We start from the raw sequence: 14,829 nt of genomic DNA on the forward strand, positions 1-14,829 counted from the left end.
AGCCCGGCGTCGGGATCTCCGGCGCCTCCCGCCAGTTCGCCGCTTCCGAAGAAACAGCAGGCATCAAGTCATGGATATCGTCAGACTCGCAATCCACAACGCCCGCCTCACAATATCCGCCCTGCTGTTCCTGCTGGCGGCGGGCTGGGTCGCCTATCAGTCGACGCCCAAGGAAGCGGAACCCGACGTTCCGATCCCGATGATGTATATCAGCCTGATCTACCAGGGCATTTCGCCGGAGGATTCGGAACGCCTTCTCCTGCGGCCGATGGAAAGCAAGCTGAAGAGCCTAAAGGGCCTCAAGGAGATGCGCTCGGCCGCCTTCCAGGGCGGCGGCTACGTGCTTGTCGAGTTCCAGCCGCAGACCAATCTGGCCACGGCGCTCCAGGACACGCGCAGCAAGGTGCAGGACGCCAAGGCCGACCTGCCGCAGGCGGCCGAGGAGCCGACGGTCAACGAGGTCAACGTTTCCGAGTTTCCGGTCCTCGTCGTCACTCTGTCGGGCGACGTGCCGGAGCGCGTGCTGACGGCGGCTGCGCGCGAACTGCGCGACCGTATCGAAGAGGTACCGGGCGTGCTGGAAGGCTCGCTGCAGGGCGCGCGCGACGATCTGGTCGAAGTGGTCATCGATCCGGTGAAGCTGTCCTCCTACGGGCTGCAGCTCGACCAGCTGATGCAAGGCGTCGGCGCCTCCAACAGCCTGGTCGCCGCCGGCAATCTCGAAGGCTCGGAAGGCAAATACGCGGTCAAGGTGCCGTCGCTGATCGAGACGCCCGAGGACGTGGCCAACCTGCCGGTCGTCGCCACACCCAACGCCGTGGTGCAGGCCAAGGACATCGCCACCATACGCTCGACCTTCAAGGACGCCGAGACGGTCACTCGCCTCGACGGCAAGCCGGCCATCGCCATCGAGGTGAAGAAGCGCATCGGCGCCAACCTGATCGACACGCTGAACCATGTCAGGGAGGTGTCCGACACCTTCATCAAGACGATGCCCGAAGGCATGCATGTCACCTACACGCAGGACAAGTCGGTCTTCGTCAACCAGCTCTTGGGTGACCTCCAGAACCACGTCATGATCGCCGTGATCCTGGTGTTCATCGTCATTCTCTACGCGCTGTCGGGCCGCGCCTCGCTGCTCATCGGGCTGGCCATACCATCGTCCTTCCTGATCGGCATATTGCTGCTTGCCATGATGGGCTACACGATCAACATGATCGTGCTGTTCAGCCTCATCCTGGCTGTCGGCATGCTGGTCGACGACGCCATCATCGTCACCGAGTTCGCCGAGCGGCGCATGAGCGAAGGCATGCCGAAGGCGGATGCCTTCGCGCTCGCCGCCAAGCGCATGGCCGGCCCGGTCATCGCGGCGACGATGACGCGCATCGCCGCGTTCTCGCCGCTGCTGTTCTGGCCCGGCATCATCGGCGACTTCATGAAATACATGCCGATCACGCTGATCGTCACGCTGTCGGCCTCGATGCTCTATGCGCTGGTGTTCGCGCCGACGCTGGGCGCGATCTTCGCCAAGGCGCCGAAGCATCACGAGGACGACAACCGCGACGGCTGGTACATGGCCATCGTCAAGCAGGCGGTGCGCTTCCCGATCACCGTCCTGGTGCTCACCGTGGCGCTGCTGTTCGGCGTCGGCTACGCCTATTCGAAATACGGCGCCGGCGTCGAGTTCTTCCCCAGCGTCGAGCCGGACTACGGCCTGCTCTACGTGCATGCGCGCGGCAATCTTTCGCTGGCCGAGATGGATGCCGCCACCAGGACGGCGGAGAACAGGCTGCTCGGCTGGCCGGGCGTAAAATCGGTCTATACACGCGCCGGCAAGACTCAGGGCGGCGGCCAGGACATTCCCGAGGACGTCGTCGGCGTGATCCAGTACGAGTTCGTCGACTGGCGCGAGCGCAAATCCGCCAACCAGATCCTCAGCGACCTGCGCGGCGTCATGGCCGGCATTCCCGGCGTCGACGTCGAGGTGCGCGTGCCGGAGGCCGGCCCGCCGACCGGCAAGCCGATCCAGATCAGGCTTTCGGCCGCCGATCCCGCCGGGCTCGACGACAAGGCGCGCGAAGTGGCGGCGCGGATCGCCAAGGTGCCCAACGTCATCGACATTTCGGACGGCCTGCCGCCGCCCGGCGTCGACTGGGCGCTCGAGGTCGACCGCGCCAAGGCCGCCCAATACGGCATCAGCCCGACCTCGGTCGGCACCGTGGTGCAGCTGGTGACCAACGGCTTGAAGCTGTCGGAATACCGGCCGGCGGGCGCGGACGATGCCGTCGACATCCGCCTGCGCCTTCCGGAAGACCGGCGCACGCTGTCGACGCTCGACGAACTCAGGGTGCAGACGTCGCAAGGGTCGGTGCCGATCTCGAACTTCGTCGTGCGCAAGCCCGAGCCGACGGTCGGCATCCTCAACCGCATCGACGGCGCGCGCACCGTCGTGGTGCAGGCCAATGTCGCCGCCGGAGCGCAGGTCGCCGCCGTACAGGAGCAGGTGACCAAGGCGGTCTCGGACATGGATCTCGGCAGCGGCATCCGCTGGAAGCTCGCCGGCTCCAACGAGGACAGCGCGGAAGCGAGCGCCTTCCTCAGCAAGGCCTTCGGCGCGGCGATCTTCCTGATCTTCCTGGTGCTGCTGGCGCAGTTCAACAAGTTCACCAGCGTCTGGCTGGTGCTGTCCTGCGTGGTCATGGCGACGATCGGCGTGTTCCTGGGCCTGCTTCTGACAGGCGAAGCGTTCGGCATCGTCATGTCGGGCATCGGCGTCATCGCGCTGGCCGGCGTGGTGGTCAACAACAATATCGTGCTGATCGACACCTATGACCGGCTGCGCGAGGAGGGCTGGGACAAGATGGAAGCGGTGCTGCAGACCTGCCGCGAGCGTGCCCGCCCGGTGGTGCTGACGGCGGTTTCGGCTATCCTCGGCGTGCTGCCGATCGCCTTCGGCCTCGGCCTCGAGATCTTCCATCATGAGACGACGATCAACGCGCCTTCGACGCAATGGTGGATTTCGCTGTCCTCGGCGATCGTGTTCGGCCTGTCCTTCGCCACCGTGCTGACGCTGGTGGTGACGCCGTCGATGCTGATGGTGTTCACCCGCGCCAAGGTCAAGCCAGGCGCGCGGCGAGGGTGGTTCAGCCGGCTGTTGCGACGCGGCAAGGGAGAGATCTCGCCGCAGGAGCCAGCAGCCGATGGCGACGCCGAGCCGGCAATCGCCTTCCCGAAGGCCGCCGAATAGAGCGGTTTCGCAAGCCAGGTCAAAAGGCAGCCCGGGAACTACCGGGCGGCCTTTTGCATTGTTCCCTCGGATTCAACCAGACGGCGAGGGCTCTAAAATGACGATCAGCACGATTCTCATCATCATCCTGATCCTGATCCTGATTGGCGCGGTGCCGGCATGGCCGCATTCGCGCTCCTGGGGTTACGGGCCGTCGGGCATCGTCGGCGTCGTCCTCGTCGTGGTGCTTATCCTGCTTCTGATGGGCCGGATCTGACCGGCACCGATTTGCGGCCGAGCACGCCGTTGCCGTCTTTTCGGCACGCTCGGCAGTCACGCTGCTTGGTGGGCCGGCCCGACGGCGACGCCGATATCCTGCAACGCTTCATGCACCGCCTGGTCCAGGTGTGTATGCGGGATTTCGCCGATGACCTCGTTCAGTCGCGCCGAGACCAGCCGGTGCGCTTCGAAGCGCAGATAGGACATCGAGACGATCTCGCGCCACATCGCCACGAACGGGCTGCCGGCGCGCAGCACCCACCACGGCATGAAGCTTAGTTTAAGCTTGCGTCCGAGCGCCTTTTCGGCGGCCGCCTTGATCTCGATGTCGGTGACGGCATGGCCCGGAAAATTCAGCGCCTCGTAAGAGCCGAGTTTGTCGAGATTGCGCGCCAGCGCAACGAAACCGACTGCGAAATCCGGCAGATAGGCCCATTCATGCACCAGATCGGCCGGGCCGGGCGCGGTGTAGATGCCCTTGCTCATCTTGGCGGCGACGACGAGGTCGAACCAGGAGCCGCTGCCGGTGCCGCCGAAGAAATCGCCGGCGCGCAGAATGATCGTGCGCACCCGACCCGCCTCAGCTTCACGGCGGAACAGCTCCTCCATGGCGCAGCGGATCCGCCCTTTCTCGGTCGTCGGATGGAACGGCGTGTCTTCCGTGATCACCGCCGGCATCGGCGAGCCATAATTGTAGACGGTGCCGGGGAAGAGATGCAGCGTGCCGTTGGCTCGGCAGGCGGTCATGACATTCTCGGCCATCGGCAGGCACTTGCCCCAGTCGGTGTAGATCGGGTTCAGGCCGTTGAAAATGATGTCGACGCCCTGCGTCGCGCGGATCAGAGACTCGCGGTCCAGCGCATCGCCGGCGACGGCCGTCGCGCCTGCAAGCTCAGCCGGCACCTTGCCGGTGCGGGTGATGGCGCGGACATCATAGCCCGCGTCGATGAAGGCCTTGGCGACCACGCGGCCGAGCCGGCCATTGGCGCCGAGGATTGCAATCTTGGTCATTCTTCGTCTCCTGTTTGCTGTGAAGCGACGGGACAAGCCCACCGCCTTGGGGATATCTCGGCGTCTGTTCAGCGGTTGCCGAAGAGGTCGCGGTTGCTGCCCTGGACGACCGGCTTCCGGATGATTGCATTCGACTTCTCGATCGATGTGGTGATCGTCTTGTCTTTGCTGGCGACAGGCGTCTGGCTGGCATTGTTCGAGCCGAACTTGTCGCTGCTTGCGAAAGCGGCGTTGGCGGCGATGAGGAGGGCAGCGGCGGTGAGTGCAATCTTGGTCATTTGGGTTACTCCTGATTGGCTTGTTGCAGGGCGTATCGATGTTTGCAGGCCGAATATGATTGCCTCACCAATGAATTGAAATTGACCATGTGTGCAGTTCTGATATTCAGTTGTGAATGGCTGATATCGACTGGAACCTGATCAAAAGCTTCGTCACGGTCGCTGAGACCGGCAGCCTGTCGGCCGCGGCGAGAAAGCTGTCGGCAAGTCAGCCGACGCTTGGCCGCCACATCTCGGAACTAGAACAGGCGCTCGGCGTCATCCTTTTCCGGCGCGGGCGAAGCGGCTACGCGCTGACGGAAGCCGGGGCCACTCTGTTAGAGCGCGGCAAGGCGGTGAGCGAGCAGGCGAGCGCTTTTTCACGGCTGGCGCTGGGTTCGGTCGAAGCGATCGAAGGGACGGTGCGCATCGCCGCCAGCGAGGTGGTGGCGGCCTATGTGCTGCCCGACATGATGGCGCGGCTCGGCATCGAGGAGCCCGGCATCGAGGTCGAGATCGTCGCTTCCAACCAGGTCGAGAACCTGCTGCGCCGGGATGCCGACATCGCCATCCGCATGGTCAAGCCGACACAGAACGAGTTGGTGGCGCGCAAGGTCTGCGATATCGCGCTCTGCGCCTGTGCTTCCCTAGCCTATCTCGACCGGTGCGGCCGCCCGCGCGAGCCGGCCGACCTGCTCGACCACGCGCTGATCGGCTTCGACCGGAGCGACGAGATGATCCGAGGCTTTACGCATTTCGGCATATCGGTCACGCGGAACAGTTTTCGCTTCCGGGCCGACAACCAGATCGTGCTTTGGGAGGCGGTGCGGGCGGGAATCGGCATCGGCCTCGGCCAGGAGCCGCTGGCCAAGCGGGACCCCCTGGTGGAGGATGTGCTGCCGGGCCTGCCGCTGCCCAAGCTGCCGGTGTGGCTGGCCATGCATCGCGACGTGCGCACCAGCGTGCGCATCCGACGCGTGGCGGATTTCCTTCACGAGGAACTGAAACGCTATTCGGCCGGCGCCGCGTCGGGAGCGAATTCGGCGCGATGAGCCAATCCGGCCATCAGCAGGACGACGATCAGCAGACCCGACATGGCGATGAAGATCGGGCCGAAGCTGGAATGCTCGGCGACGAAGCCGATCGCCGAGGGCGCCACGAGGATGCCGGAATAGCCCATGGTGGTGACGACGCTCATGCCGGTGCCCGATGACATGCCTTCCTGGTTGCCGCCGGCCGAAAAGATGATCGGCACCATATTGGCGATGCCGAAGCCGCACAGAGCGAAGGCGGAGATGGCAAGCCAGGGTGAGGGCGACAGGCCTGCGATCAGCATGCCGGCGGCAGCGATGATCGCCGAACCGCGCAACGTCGTCACGGCCCCGAAACGATTGCGCACGCCGTCGCCGAAGAAACGCATGATCGCCATGACACCGGAAAAGGCGGCGTAGGCGAGACCGGCAATGGCGAGATCGGCGCCGAGTTCCTGCCTGAGATAAAGCGCTGCCCAGTCGAGTACGGCGCCTTCGGAGACCATCGTCAGCAGCGCCATCAGGCCGACGAAGTAGACCAGCGGGTTTCCCGGCAAGGTGAATTTATGATGCTCCGCAGCCTGCGGCCTGCCCTCGGCGACGATATAGGGCACCGCCGCCGCGATCGCCGCTAAGGCAAGCGCCGTCACCACCGCGGCGTGGGCGAGGTGGCCGTAATTCTGGATGGCAAAGCCGCCAAGGGCACCGCCGGCGAAACCGCCGAGGCTCCAGAAGCCATGCGAGGAGGACATGATCGCGCGCGACAGCCGCCGCTCGACCACCACCGCATTGGCGTTCATGGCGACATCCATGCCGCCGATGGAGCCGCCAAAGATGAACATGGCGACGGCAGCCAGCGGCACGTTGGGCGCCAGCGCCACGACCAGCAGACCGAGGCTGCCGCAGAGGCCAAACCAGCGCAGCACGGTGCGCGAGCCGTGTTTCGAAATCAGGTGACCGCACCAGGTCATGGCGGTGACGGCGCCGGCGCCGAACAGCAGGATCAAAAGCCCCAGAGTGAACTTGGAAATGTCCAGGCGGGTCAGGAACACCGGGATCTGCGGCGCCCAGCTGCCGGTCAGGAAGCCGTTGGCGAGGAAGATGGCCGCCACGGCCCAGCGGCCGCGAATGGCGGTCTGCATTGCATTCGACGCGTTCATAGGCGAATCCGGTCAGAAAGTGGCTTTGCGCGGCAAATTAGATCGATTCAATTTTCAGTCAAGCGCTGCGCTCGGGAAGCATTTGGGCCAAACGAACGCCTAGGGTAATCGAGGACGTGAGAGACCACCTAGTGGTCTCTGGGTCGCCTGGCCTCGAATTCGGCCTTCTTGGCGTCGGAGGTTTCGGTCTGGTGCAGCGCCTGCCATTGCGCGTAAGGCATGCCGTAGACGATCTCGCGCGACTGGTCCTTGCTGAGATCGACGCCTTCGGCTTCCGCGGCCTCGCGATACCAGTTCGACAGGCAGTTGCGGCAGAAGCCGGCGAGGTTCATCAAATCGATGTTCTGCACGTCGCCACGCTCACGCAGATGCGCCACCAGCCGGCGAAAGGCGGCGGCCTCGAAGTCGCGTTTCTGTTCGTCGCTGAGTTCGGTCATCGAAACCTCCTCATAACGGCCCGGTGCGCGAGCCGAACATCTTCACTTGGTGTATATCGGGACGGCGATCGATCGCGTCAACGATCGGCGCCAGACGCTCAGCCCACGAAAGCGCATCCCCGCCGGTCGCGATCAGGTCCTGGCGGATTTCGATCAGCGCGTGGGCATAGCCGTTGACGATGGCGTGCCTGAACATGGTGTCGCCCCGCAGCGCGCCGTCATAGGGCTCGTTGTCGCCGACAACGAGGTTTTTGTCAGCGGCCAACATGTCGATCAGCGGCCGCGCCACGCGGTCGTCGCGGTCCCACAGTACGCCGACATGCCACGGCCGCTGCCTGCCCTGCATGACCGGCGTGAAGGAATGCACGGAGAAGATGAAGGGTGCCTTGCCGGAAGCCTGCGCGACCGAGGCGATCATGGCGCCGACGGCGTCGTGATAGGGCCGGTAGAAGCGGTCAAGCCGCCTTTCGCGCTCCTCCGGGGCGAGGGGATAGTTTCCCGTCACGACCGTGCCGTCATAGAGCTGACGGATCAGCGTCGGATCATCCTCGCCGCGATTGGGATCGATCAGCAGCCGCGAAAAATTGGCGAGCACCGCTGGCACATCGAGCAACGCAGCGAGTTCGCGCGTCACCGCCTCGACGCCGATGTCATAGGCGATGTGGCGGTCGAACGCCGCCGCCGGCAGGCCAAGGCTGCCATAGTCTTCAGGCAGGTCGCGGCGGGCATGGTCGGCCAACAGCACCATGCCCCGCTTGCGGTCGCCCTCGACGACATCGAAAGGCGCGAAAACTGTGGATCGGGTCATTGGCGGGAAATGGTCTGTTCGCTGGCTTCCGGGGAGGATGCTATCGTCTTTCCACGAAGACGACGCGGGCGCAATGCCGTTGTTTGGCCAAGGTTTCCGCTGAAATCTGGCAAGGGGCGACGGATCGCGCGCCGGGAGCCTTCTTAAATCGATTGGAATTGGACAAAACGGCGCGTTGACATGCGCCCGGACTTTTCCGAAAAGGGGCGCAGAGAGATGCTGATGTGGTTCTTGAGGGGTTTCAGGATGAGTTCCGCCGGCGGGCGGCGCGTGCGCTTCGCCTTCGCCATGCCGCTCCTGACGCTCGCCGTGGGTTTGTCCGCGATGGTTGCGGCCTCGCCTGCACGCGCTGATTTCCGCGTCTGCAACGCGACGCAAAACCTGGTCGGCGTCGGCATCGGCTATCGTGCCAAGGCCGGCTGGATCACCGAGGGCTGGTGGCACATCGAAGGATCGAGCTGCAAGACGCTGATCGAAGGGCCGCTGTCATCAAGGTTTTACTATCTTTATGCAGAAGACGCCGAGCGCGGCGGACGCTGGGACGGCCCGATCAACATGTGCGTGGCTGAAAAAGAGTTCAAGATCGCCGGCGTCACCGATTGCGTCGCCCGGGGCTTCCAGCGCGCCGGATTCCAGGAATACGACACGGGCGAGCAGGCAAGCTGGATGGTCCAGCTAACCGACGACCCCGCAACGGGAGGCGCGCCAGCCGCCCCGGGAACAAACAGTCAATGAGACGCAGCCGCAAGGTCAAGATCCTAGCCACCATCGGTCCGGCCTCCTCTTCCGAGGAAATGCTGAAGAAGCTGTTCGAAGCGGGCGCCGATGTGTTCCGCATCAACATGAGCCATACCGATCACGAGTTGATGCGCACGCTCGTCGGACGCATCCGCGCCGTCGAGGAGACGGTCGGAAGGCCGATCGGCATCCTTGCCGACCTGCAAGGACCCAAGCTGCGCGTCGGCAAGTTCGCCAACGGCAAGGAGGTGCTGACCGTCGGCCAGACCTTCACGCTCGACGACAATCCCGAGCCCGGCACCGCGGCCAGGGTCTATCTGCCGCATCCCGAAATCCTGAGTTCGGTCGAGGCCGGCCACCGGCTGCTGATCGACGACGGAAAGCTGGAGCTGAAAGCGGTGAAGGCCAATGGCAAGGCGATCGTCTGCACCGTCGTTGCCGGCACGACGATTTCCGACAGAAAGGGCGTCAGCCTGCCCGATACCGACCTGCCGGTCGGCGCGCTGACCGAGAAGGACCGCAGGGATCTCGACGCGGTGCTCGCCACCGGCGTCGACTGGATAGCGCTGTCCTTCGTGCAGCGGCCGGAGGACCTTGCCGAAGCGCGCAAGATCGCGCGCGGCCGGGCGCTGATCATGGCCAAGATCGAGAAGCCGCAGGCGGTTGCCCGTCTGGCCGAAATCATTGAACTCTCAGACGCGCTGATGGTCGCGCGCGGCGATCTCGGCGTCGAGATGCCGCTGGAAGCAGTGCCCGGGATTCAGAAGCAGATCACGCGCGCAGCGCGCCGCGCCGGCAAGCCGGTGGTGGTCGCCACGCAGATGCTGGAATCGATGATCACCGCGCCCGTGCCGACCCGCGCGGAAGTCTCCGACGTTTCGATCGCCGTCTTCGAAGGCGCCGACGCCATCATGCTTTCGGCCGAATCGGCCGCGGGCGCCTATCCGGTGGAAGCGGTGGCGATGATGAACCGCATCGCCACCAAGGTGGAAACCGATCCGACCTATGCAGGCATCATCAACGCCCAGCGTTCCGAGCCTGAAGCAACCGGCGCCGATGCGATCTCGCTGGCGGCTCGCGAAATCGCCGAGACGCTGAAACTGTCGGCGATCATCACCTACACGGCTTCCGGCACCACGGGCCTGCGCGCCGCGCGCGAGCGCCCGCAGGTGCCGATCGTGGCCCTGTCGCCGATCGTCAACACGGCGCGGCGGCTGTCGCTGCTGTGGGGCACGCACTGCGTCGTCTCCCCCGATGCCACCGATCTCGACGACATGGTCGATCGCGCCTGCCGCATCGCGCTTGAAGAGGAATTCGGCAAGCCCGGCGACCGCGTCATCATCACCGCCGGCGTGCCGCTGAGGACGCCCGGTTCGACCAATATGCTGCGCATCGCCTATGTCGGATCGGACTTGGGCACTCGATAAGCGCCCCGGAGGGCTTCACCGCGTTGCGATCTTGAGAGCTCTTGTTGCCGCTGCGGCGTGGTCAATGCGCTGAAGGAAGCGACGCGCGCGGGTATGGGATCTTGCAGATATTGATCCGGTCCCCGCATCTTTCGCCGATTAAGTTCGGCAGTGTCGAACAGATCGAAATCGACCTTTTCCAGCGTGCAGTGCCAGTCGGCGCTGTGCGAAGCCCATCCTCGTTTGTGGTGTTCCAGAAGCCGTTCGCGGCTGGAATAGCCATGGCAGTCGAAGGCGATCACGCCGTTGGTCACATAGATATGGTTTCCGGAATCGTTCCCGCTTGGAATGATCCGCTCGCCGTAAAATCCGTCCAGGGGAGGATAGCTGAGAAAGACGCCCGCAAGGATGGGGCAGGCGCCGTAACCGAAGAAGATGCGGTCCGGCAGCGCCCAGAATTTTTCGGGATTTTTCTTTATGCCGTGTTTCAGGACGTACATGCCGCTCTGGCCCCGATACCGTTTTTCGACGACCGTTGTCGGAAGACGCACATCAGGTCGGCGCCAACTCCGCTTCGGGTTCCTTGAGGTCGGCGCATTTTCCGGCGCCATAGGCATCGCCGGCGATCCGCGCTTCCACCGCCCTTGCCATCGCCTCCAGATCCACGCTCCTGCCGGCGGCCTTCTCGATAGCGCCAACGACCAGATCAGACGCGATCCAGTCCGGCTTGTGGCCGAGATTGCGCACCCAGACCAGTTCGGCGCCGGCAATGTTGCGCTCGAGGCCGACCGAATGGATATGGGCGTAGACGACCTTGTCTCGATTGCCCGAGATGACCACGGTCGGCGCCTTGATCTCGGCGTAGCGCGGCGCGGCCCCAAGCGCATAGCGGTAGAGGCCGGCGACATCGCTGGCATTTGCGCGGAAGGCCGACGGTCTCAGCACCAGCGGGATCGAGGCCTCGGCGACATAATTGTCCGGCACTTTGTTGGGCGAGAAGACGCAGGTCGTAGCGTCGGCGATCCGCAGCATTCCTGCCGGATAGCTCAGCGTTTCGGAGAACAGCCGGCCGATCACCGGAATGGTGGTCAGGTCGTAGTACCAGGCGGTTGCGCCGCCGGGCCACGGATGGGTTGCCGGTGCCAGGAATACCAGCCCGAGCGTCTTGTCGGCATGCTCGCGGCCGAAGGCGGTCGTCACCGCGCCACCGAAGGAATGGCCGACGATGATAGCCTGCTTCATGCCGAGATGGTCCATCAGCGCGGCGACGGTGTCGGCCTGCGACCACGGATCCTCGTTGTTGCCGGGCCCGCGTCCCGACCAACCGAATCCCGGCCGGTCGAAGAACAGCAATTCGGCGCGCCCTTCGAGCAACGGCCTGAGCGGCAGCATCTGATCCCTGAGATTGGCGCTGGCGCCGTGGATGAAGACAACAGGCGGCAGGTCGGCCTTGGCGTGGCCAGGAACGTGGACATAATGGATGCGCGCGCCATCGATGTCGATGAATTCGCCGACGGCCGGGTTGCGGCGCTCGATCAGCCAGGAGCCGACGCGGGTGATGCCGACAAAGCCAAAGACGAGCGCCAGAAGGAAGGCGAAGACGGCATAGAGCAGGTTCATGTGGGATATACGAGAGGGAGTAGGGGAGTAGGGGAGTAGGGGAGTAGGGGAGTAGGGCAAGTATTTCCGGGCGATCTCTTTCCTACTGCCTTACTGCCCTATTTCCCTACTCCCTTAAAATATCAAATGCCTTCGCCGGCGAGCTCTTCCGAAAGCGTGCCGACTTGATCCTGGGCGCTGCGCAGCATCGGATAGATGGCAAGGACCTTCTGCCAGGCCTCGAGCGCCGATTGCTTGCGTCCGGTCACGGTCATGATCTGCGCCAGGCCCGACAGCGCGCCGAAATGGCGTGGTTCGAGTTGCAACGTATGGTCGATGTCGGACATCGACTTGCCGTAGTTCTTCATCATGAAATGCACCGTGGCGCGCCGGTTCCAGCCCTCGGCATAGGCCGGCTGCAAGGTGACCACCTGGTCGAGGAAATCGAGCGCTACGTCGAATTTCTGGTTCTCGAGCGCCTTCTGCGACCATTGCATCATCAGGTCGATCGAGGCGCTGCCCGACTGGGACCATTCGCTCCAGATGATGCCGGCGATACGCTCTGCCGCCTTTTCGTTGCGCTCGCGCTTGAGATCGGCAAACAGCTTGTCGAGGCGGGCTTCCCTGTTCATTGCGGGAGGCGCGGCTTGCGGCACTGGCTGGGCATCCGGAGGCGCCGGCTCTGGGGCCGCTTGCACGACCGCCCGATCATCGGCCCGCGCCGGCAACGAGATGGCGCTGCAAAAGAGAAGGACCGTCAAAAATGCAAAAAGAATCCGCATCGCCCGAATCTAGTCCCGGGCGGCGGAACGTCAAACTGATTTAGCGTGAACGGCCGGCGGACCGACGATAAACACCAACTGCGGAGGCAAAAGCCTCGCGACGAAGCTCAGCCCTGGCGCGCCTTATAGCGGGGGGCGGTCTTGTTGATGATGTAGACGCGGCCCTTGCGGCGAACCAGACGGTTGTCGCGATGACGCGCCTTCAGCGCCTTGAGCGAATTCTTGATCTTCATGGTCTTGCCTGTCGGTGTGGACCCGGTCCGGGTCGAAATTTTAAGGCGCGCCAGAAGACGCGCCTTTGAACTGTGGGTGGCTCATAAACGAGGAGCCTTGTCCGTGTCAACCGCAAGCATGCCCGGTAGCGGAGATGAATGCCCGGTGTCGTCAAATATCCGCAATCGGCCAATGGCTCGGCACCGGCTGGTATGATGTGGTGGTCGCCACGTGACTTGAGAACGCCATGCGCCGAGTTTTCCTGCCCGGTAGCTCGCGGCGTCGAGATTGCTGTCAGGCGCGGCGGCTGATCCGGGTGAAATGGCCCATCTTGCGGCCGGGCCGCGCTGCGGCCTTGCCGTAGAGATGCAGCATCAGGTCGGGCTCCGCCAGCAATTCCGGAACGCGCGAGATATTGTCGCCGATCAGGTTCTCCATCACGCAGTCGGAATGGTGTCGCGGGTCGCCGAGCGGCAGGCCGGCCACGGCGCGGATATGCTGCTCGAACTGCGAAACGGTGCAGGCGGCTTCCGTCCAGTGGCCTGAATTGTGGACGCGCGGCGCGATCTCGTTGGCCAGCAGCGAGCCATCGGCCAGCACGAAGAACTCGACGCCGATGACGCCGACATAGTCGAGCGCCGACAGGATCTTCACCGCCGCTGTCCGGGCCGCCTCGGCTGTCCGGGGCGCGATCGCGGCCGGCACGGTCGATGTGTGGAGAATGCCGTTGCGGTGGACGTTCTCGGCCGGATCGTAGGCGGCGACGACGCCATCGATGCCGCGCGCGGCGATGACGGAGACTTCGCGCTCAAAGGAAACGAAGGCCTCGAGGACCAGCGGCACGCTGCCCATGGCCTCGCAGGTGCCGGCGAAGCCGCCGGCTTGCATGTCACGGAAGACGCGCTGGCCCTTGCCGTCATAGCCCATGCGCCGCGTCTTCAATATGCCGCTGCCGCCAAAGGATTTCAGCGCTGCGGTCAGCTCGCCGTCATTGTCGACCGCGCGGAAATCCGCCGTGGCAATGCCGATGCCGTTGAGAAATGTCTTTTCGGTCACCCGGTCCTGCGCCACATCAAGCGCGCGCGCAGGCGGATAGACCGGCACCTTTGCGGCGAGCGCCTCGGCGGCGGCAACCGGAACGTTCTCGAATTCATAGGTGACGACGGCACTTGCCTCGGCCAATTCGGCAAGCGCGGCGGGGTCGTCGTAGGCGGCGGTGACCTGACGGTTGGCGACCTGCGCCGCGGGGCAATCCGGCTGCGGCTCCAGCACCACGGTGGGGTAGCCGAGGCGAGCGGCGGCCATTGCCAGCATGCGGCCGAGCTGGCCGCCGCCAATGATGCCGATGGTCGATCCGGCGGGCAGGCTCACGGCGTGTCCGTGGGTTCGGCCGCGACCTTGGCGGTCTGCGAGGCGCGCCAGGCATCGAGCCGCCCGGCAAGCTTGTCGTCGTTGAGCGCCAGCACGGCGGCGGCCAACAGGGCGGCATTGGCCGCACCAGCCTTGCCGATGGCCAGCGTCCCCACCGGGATGCCGGCCGGCATCTGGACGATGGACAGCAGTGAATCCTGTCCCGACAGGGCTTTGGATTCCACCGGCACGCCGAACACCGGCAGCGGTGTCATCGCCGCCGTCATGCCGGGCAGGTGCGCCGCACCGCCCGCACCGGCGATGATGACCTTGTAGCCGGCGGCCTTGGCGCCCTTGGCGAAGTCATAGAGCCGGTCGGGGGTGCGGTGCGCCGAGACGATCAGCCGTTTGTGCGGGATGCCAAGCGCCTCCAGTGTCTCGGCGGCATGGCGCATGGTCGCCCAGTCGGACTGGCTGCCCATGATAATGGCGACGTCGGCGCGTTGATTGTCCAAGCTTCTGCTCCCGGCGA

The 14,829-nt window shown here is 64.5% G+C and carries 15 protein-coding genes and 1 pseudogene; 5 read left to right on the forward strand and 11 right to left on the reverse strand.

From position 1 onward, the window contains the following. The first annotated feature begins 70 nt into the window (after positions 1-70). Positions 71-3,247 carry an efflux RND transporter permease subunit gene (locus tag FJ942_RS25220; protein WP_140517580.1) on the forward strand — a complete coding sequence of 1,059 codons (3,177 nt, stop codon included), beginning with the start codon at positions 71-73 and terminating at the stop codon, positions 3,245-3,247. 97 nt (positions 3,248-3,344) lie between these two features. Next, positions 3,345-3,503 (forward strand): DUF3309 family protein, encoded by a 159-nt coding sequence (locus FJ942_RS25225; RefSeq protein ID WP_140493366.1) that lies wholly within the window; start codon positions 3,345-3,347, stop codon positions 3,501-3,503. Positions 3,504-3,559: 56 nt separating this feature from the next. Here the strand turns inward: FJ942_RS25225 and FJ942_RS25230 are convergent, their stop codons facing one another. Both FJ942_RS25230 and FJ942_RS25235 read right to left on the reverse strand, forming a co-directional pair. Continuing rightward, the gene (locus tag FJ942_RS25230) at positions 3,560-4,516 is read right to left on the reverse strand and encodes an SDR family oxidoreductase (RefSeq protein ID WP_140566906.1); all 957 of its coding nucleotides are present in this window, start codon (positions 4,514-4,516) and stop codon (positions 3,560-3,562) included. Positions 4,517-4,584: 68 nt separating this feature from the next. Continuing rightward, complete coding sequence (locus FJ942_RS25235; RefSeq protein ID WP_140493372.1) at positions 4,585-4,794, reverse strand: DUF680 domain-containing protein; 210 nt, start codon at positions 4,792-4,794, stop codon at positions 4,585-4,587. 116 nt (positions 4,795-4,910) lie between these two features. Here FJ942_RS25235 and FJ942_RS25240 point away from each other — a divergent pair, with 116 nt between their 5' ends. Beyond that, entirely contained in the window at positions 4,911-5,825 is a 915-nt protein-coding gene (locus FJ942_RS25240) for a LysR family transcriptional regulator (protein ID WP_140566909.1), read from the forward strand. On the opposite strand, the gene FJ942_RS25245 is transcribed toward FJ942_RS25240, so the two are convergent. The 3 genes from FJ942_RS25245 to FJ942_RS25255 all read right to left on the reverse strand — a co-directional run bounded on the left by FJ942_RS25245 (position 5,783) and on the right by FJ942_RS25255 (position 8,209). Then, entirely contained in the window at positions 5,783-6,964 is a 1,182-nt protein-coding gene (locus FJ942_RS25245) for an MFS transporter (RefSeq protein ID WP_140625000.1), read from the reverse strand. The genes FJ942_RS25240 and FJ942_RS25245 overlap by 43 nt on opposite strands. Positions 6,965-7,092: 128 nt before the next feature. Further along, positions 7,093-7,401: a DUF1244 domain-containing protein gene (locus FJ942_RS25250; protein ID WP_140493382.1), complete on the reverse strand. Its 309-nt coding sequence runs from the start codon at positions 7,399-7,401 to the stop codon at positions 7,093-7,095. Between the two features lie 10 nt (positions 7,402-7,411). Next, positions 7,412-8,209 (reverse strand): N-formylglutamate amidohydrolase, encoded by a 798-nt coding sequence (locus tag FJ942_RS25255; RefSeq protein ID WP_140493385.1) that lies wholly within the window; start codon positions 8,207-8,209, stop codon positions 7,412-7,414. Between the two features lie 246 nt (positions 8,210-8,455). On the opposite strand from FJ942_RS25255, the gene FJ942_RS25260 reads away from it, so the two are divergent. Together FJ942_RS25260 and pyk are read left to right on the forward strand one after the other, a co-directional pair. Beyond that, positions 8,456-8,944 (forward strand): DUF1036 domain-containing protein, encoded by a 489-nt coding sequence (locus FJ942_RS25260; protein WP_140493388.1) that lies wholly within the window; start codon positions 8,456-8,458, stop codon positions 8,942-8,944. Further along, a complete protein-coding gene (pyk, locus tag FJ942_RS25265) occupies positions 8,941-10,374 on the forward strand; it encodes a pyruvate kinase (RefSeq protein ID WP_140493391.1) in 1,434 nt (477 codons plus the stop codon). The genes FJ942_RS25260 and pyk overlap by 4 nt, the downstream gene beginning before the upstream one ends. Positions 10,375-10,389: 15 nt before the next feature. Here the strand turns inward: pyk and FJ942_RS25270 are convergent. From FJ942_RS25270 to purE, 6 genes and pseudogenes are all read right to left on the reverse strand, one after another. After that, positions 10,390-10,853: pseudogene (locus FJ942_RS25270) on the reverse strand (hypothetical protein). Positions 10,854-10,905: 52 nt separating this feature from the next. Next, the gene (locus FJ942_RS25275) at positions 10,906-11,973 is read right to left on the reverse strand and encodes an alpha/beta hydrolase (RefSeq protein WP_140816255.1); all 1,068 of its coding nucleotides are present in this window, start codon (positions 11,971-11,973) and stop codon (positions 10,906-10,908) included. Positions 11,974-12,095: 122 nt separating this feature from the next. Then, the gene (locus FJ942_RS25280) at positions 12,096-12,734 is read right to left on the reverse strand and encodes a hypothetical protein (protein WP_140500468.1); all 639 of its coding nucleotides are present in this window, start codon (positions 12,732-12,734) and stop codon (positions 12,096-12,098) included. A gap of 107 nt (positions 12,735-12,841) precedes the next feature. Then, positions 12,842-12,967, reverse strand: coding sequence for a type B 50S ribosomal protein L36 (gene ykgO / locus FJ942_RS25285; RefSeq protein ID WP_125004464.1), 126 nt, complete (start codon positions 12,965-12,967; stop codon positions 12,842-12,844). Between the two features lie 274 nt (positions 12,968-13,241). After that, positions 13,242-14,318: a 5-(carboxyamino)imidazole ribonucleotide synthase gene (locus FJ942_RS25290; protein WP_140899309.1), complete on the reverse strand. Its 1,077-nt coding sequence runs from the start codon at positions 14,316-14,318 to the stop codon at positions 13,242-13,244. Next, entirely contained in the window at positions 14,315-14,812 is a 498-nt protein-coding gene (gene purE / locus FJ942_RS25295; protein WP_140740647.1) for a 5-(carboxyamino)imidazole ribonucleotide mutase, read from the reverse strand. The genes FJ942_RS25290 and purE overlap by 4 nt, the downstream gene beginning before the upstream one ends. Positions 14,813-14,829 lie beyond the last annotated feature (17 nt).

This window comes from Mesorhizobium sp. B2-4-2, from assembly GCF_006442845.1.
Classification (GTDB): domain Bacteria; phylum Pseudomonadota; class Alphaproteobacteria; order Rhizobiales; family Rhizobiaceae; genus Mesorhizobium.

Bases quoted from the DNA above. Each gene is read 5' to 3' on its own strand.
- FJ942_RS25260 (WP_140493388.1), top strand. From the start codon at position 8,456: ATGAGTTCCGCCGGCGGGCGGCGCGTGCGCTTCGCCTTCGCCATGCCG.
- FJ942_RS25240 (WP_140566909.1), top strand. From the start codon at position 4,911: ATGGCTGATATCGACTGGAACCTGATCAAAAGCTTCGTCACGGTCGCT.
- FJ942_RS25235 (WP_140493372.1), bottom strand. From the start codon at position 4,794: ATGACCAAGATTGCACTCACCGCCGCTGCCCTCCTCATCGCCGCCAAC.
- FJ942_RS25280 (WP_140500468.1), bottom strand. From the start codon at position 12,734: ATGCGGATTCTTTTTGCATTTTTGACGGTCCTTCTCTTTTGCAGCGCC.
- FJ942_RS25220 (WP_140517580.1), top strand. From the start codon at position 71: ATGGATATCGTCAGACTCGCAATCCACAACGCCCGCCTCACAATATCC.
- FJ942_RS25255 (WP_140493385.1), bottom strand. From the start codon at position 8,209: ATGACCCGATCCACAGTTTTCGCGCCTTTCGATGTCGTCGAGGGCGAC.
- FJ942_RS25245 (WP_140625000.1), bottom strand. From the start codon at position 6,964: ATGAACGCGTCGAATGCAATGCAGACCGCCATTCGCGGCCGCTGGGCC.
- FJ942_RS25250 (WP_140493382.1), bottom strand. From the start codon at position 7,401: ATGACCGAACTCAGCGACGAACAGAAACGCGACTTCGAGGCCGCCGCC.
- FJ942_RS25225 (WP_140493366.1), top strand. From the start codon at position 3,345: ATGACGATCAGCACGATTCTCATCATCATCCTGATCCTGATCCTGATT.
- FJ942_RS25275 (WP_140816255.1), bottom strand. From the start codon at position 11,973: ATGAACCTGCTCTATGCCGTCTTCGCCTTCCTTCTGGCGCTCGTCTTT.
- FJ942_RS25230 (WP_140566906.1), bottom strand. From the start codon at position 4,516: ATGACCAAGATTGCAATCCTCGGCGCCAATGGCCGGCTCGGCCGCGTG.
- ykgO (WP_125004464.1), bottom strand. From the start codon at position 12,967: ATGAAGATCAAGAATTCGCTCAAGGCGCTGAAGGCGCGTCATCGCGAC.
- pyk (WP_140493391.1), top strand. From the start codon at position 8,941: ATGAGACGCAGCCGCAAGGTCAAGATCCTAGCCACCATCGGTCCGGCC.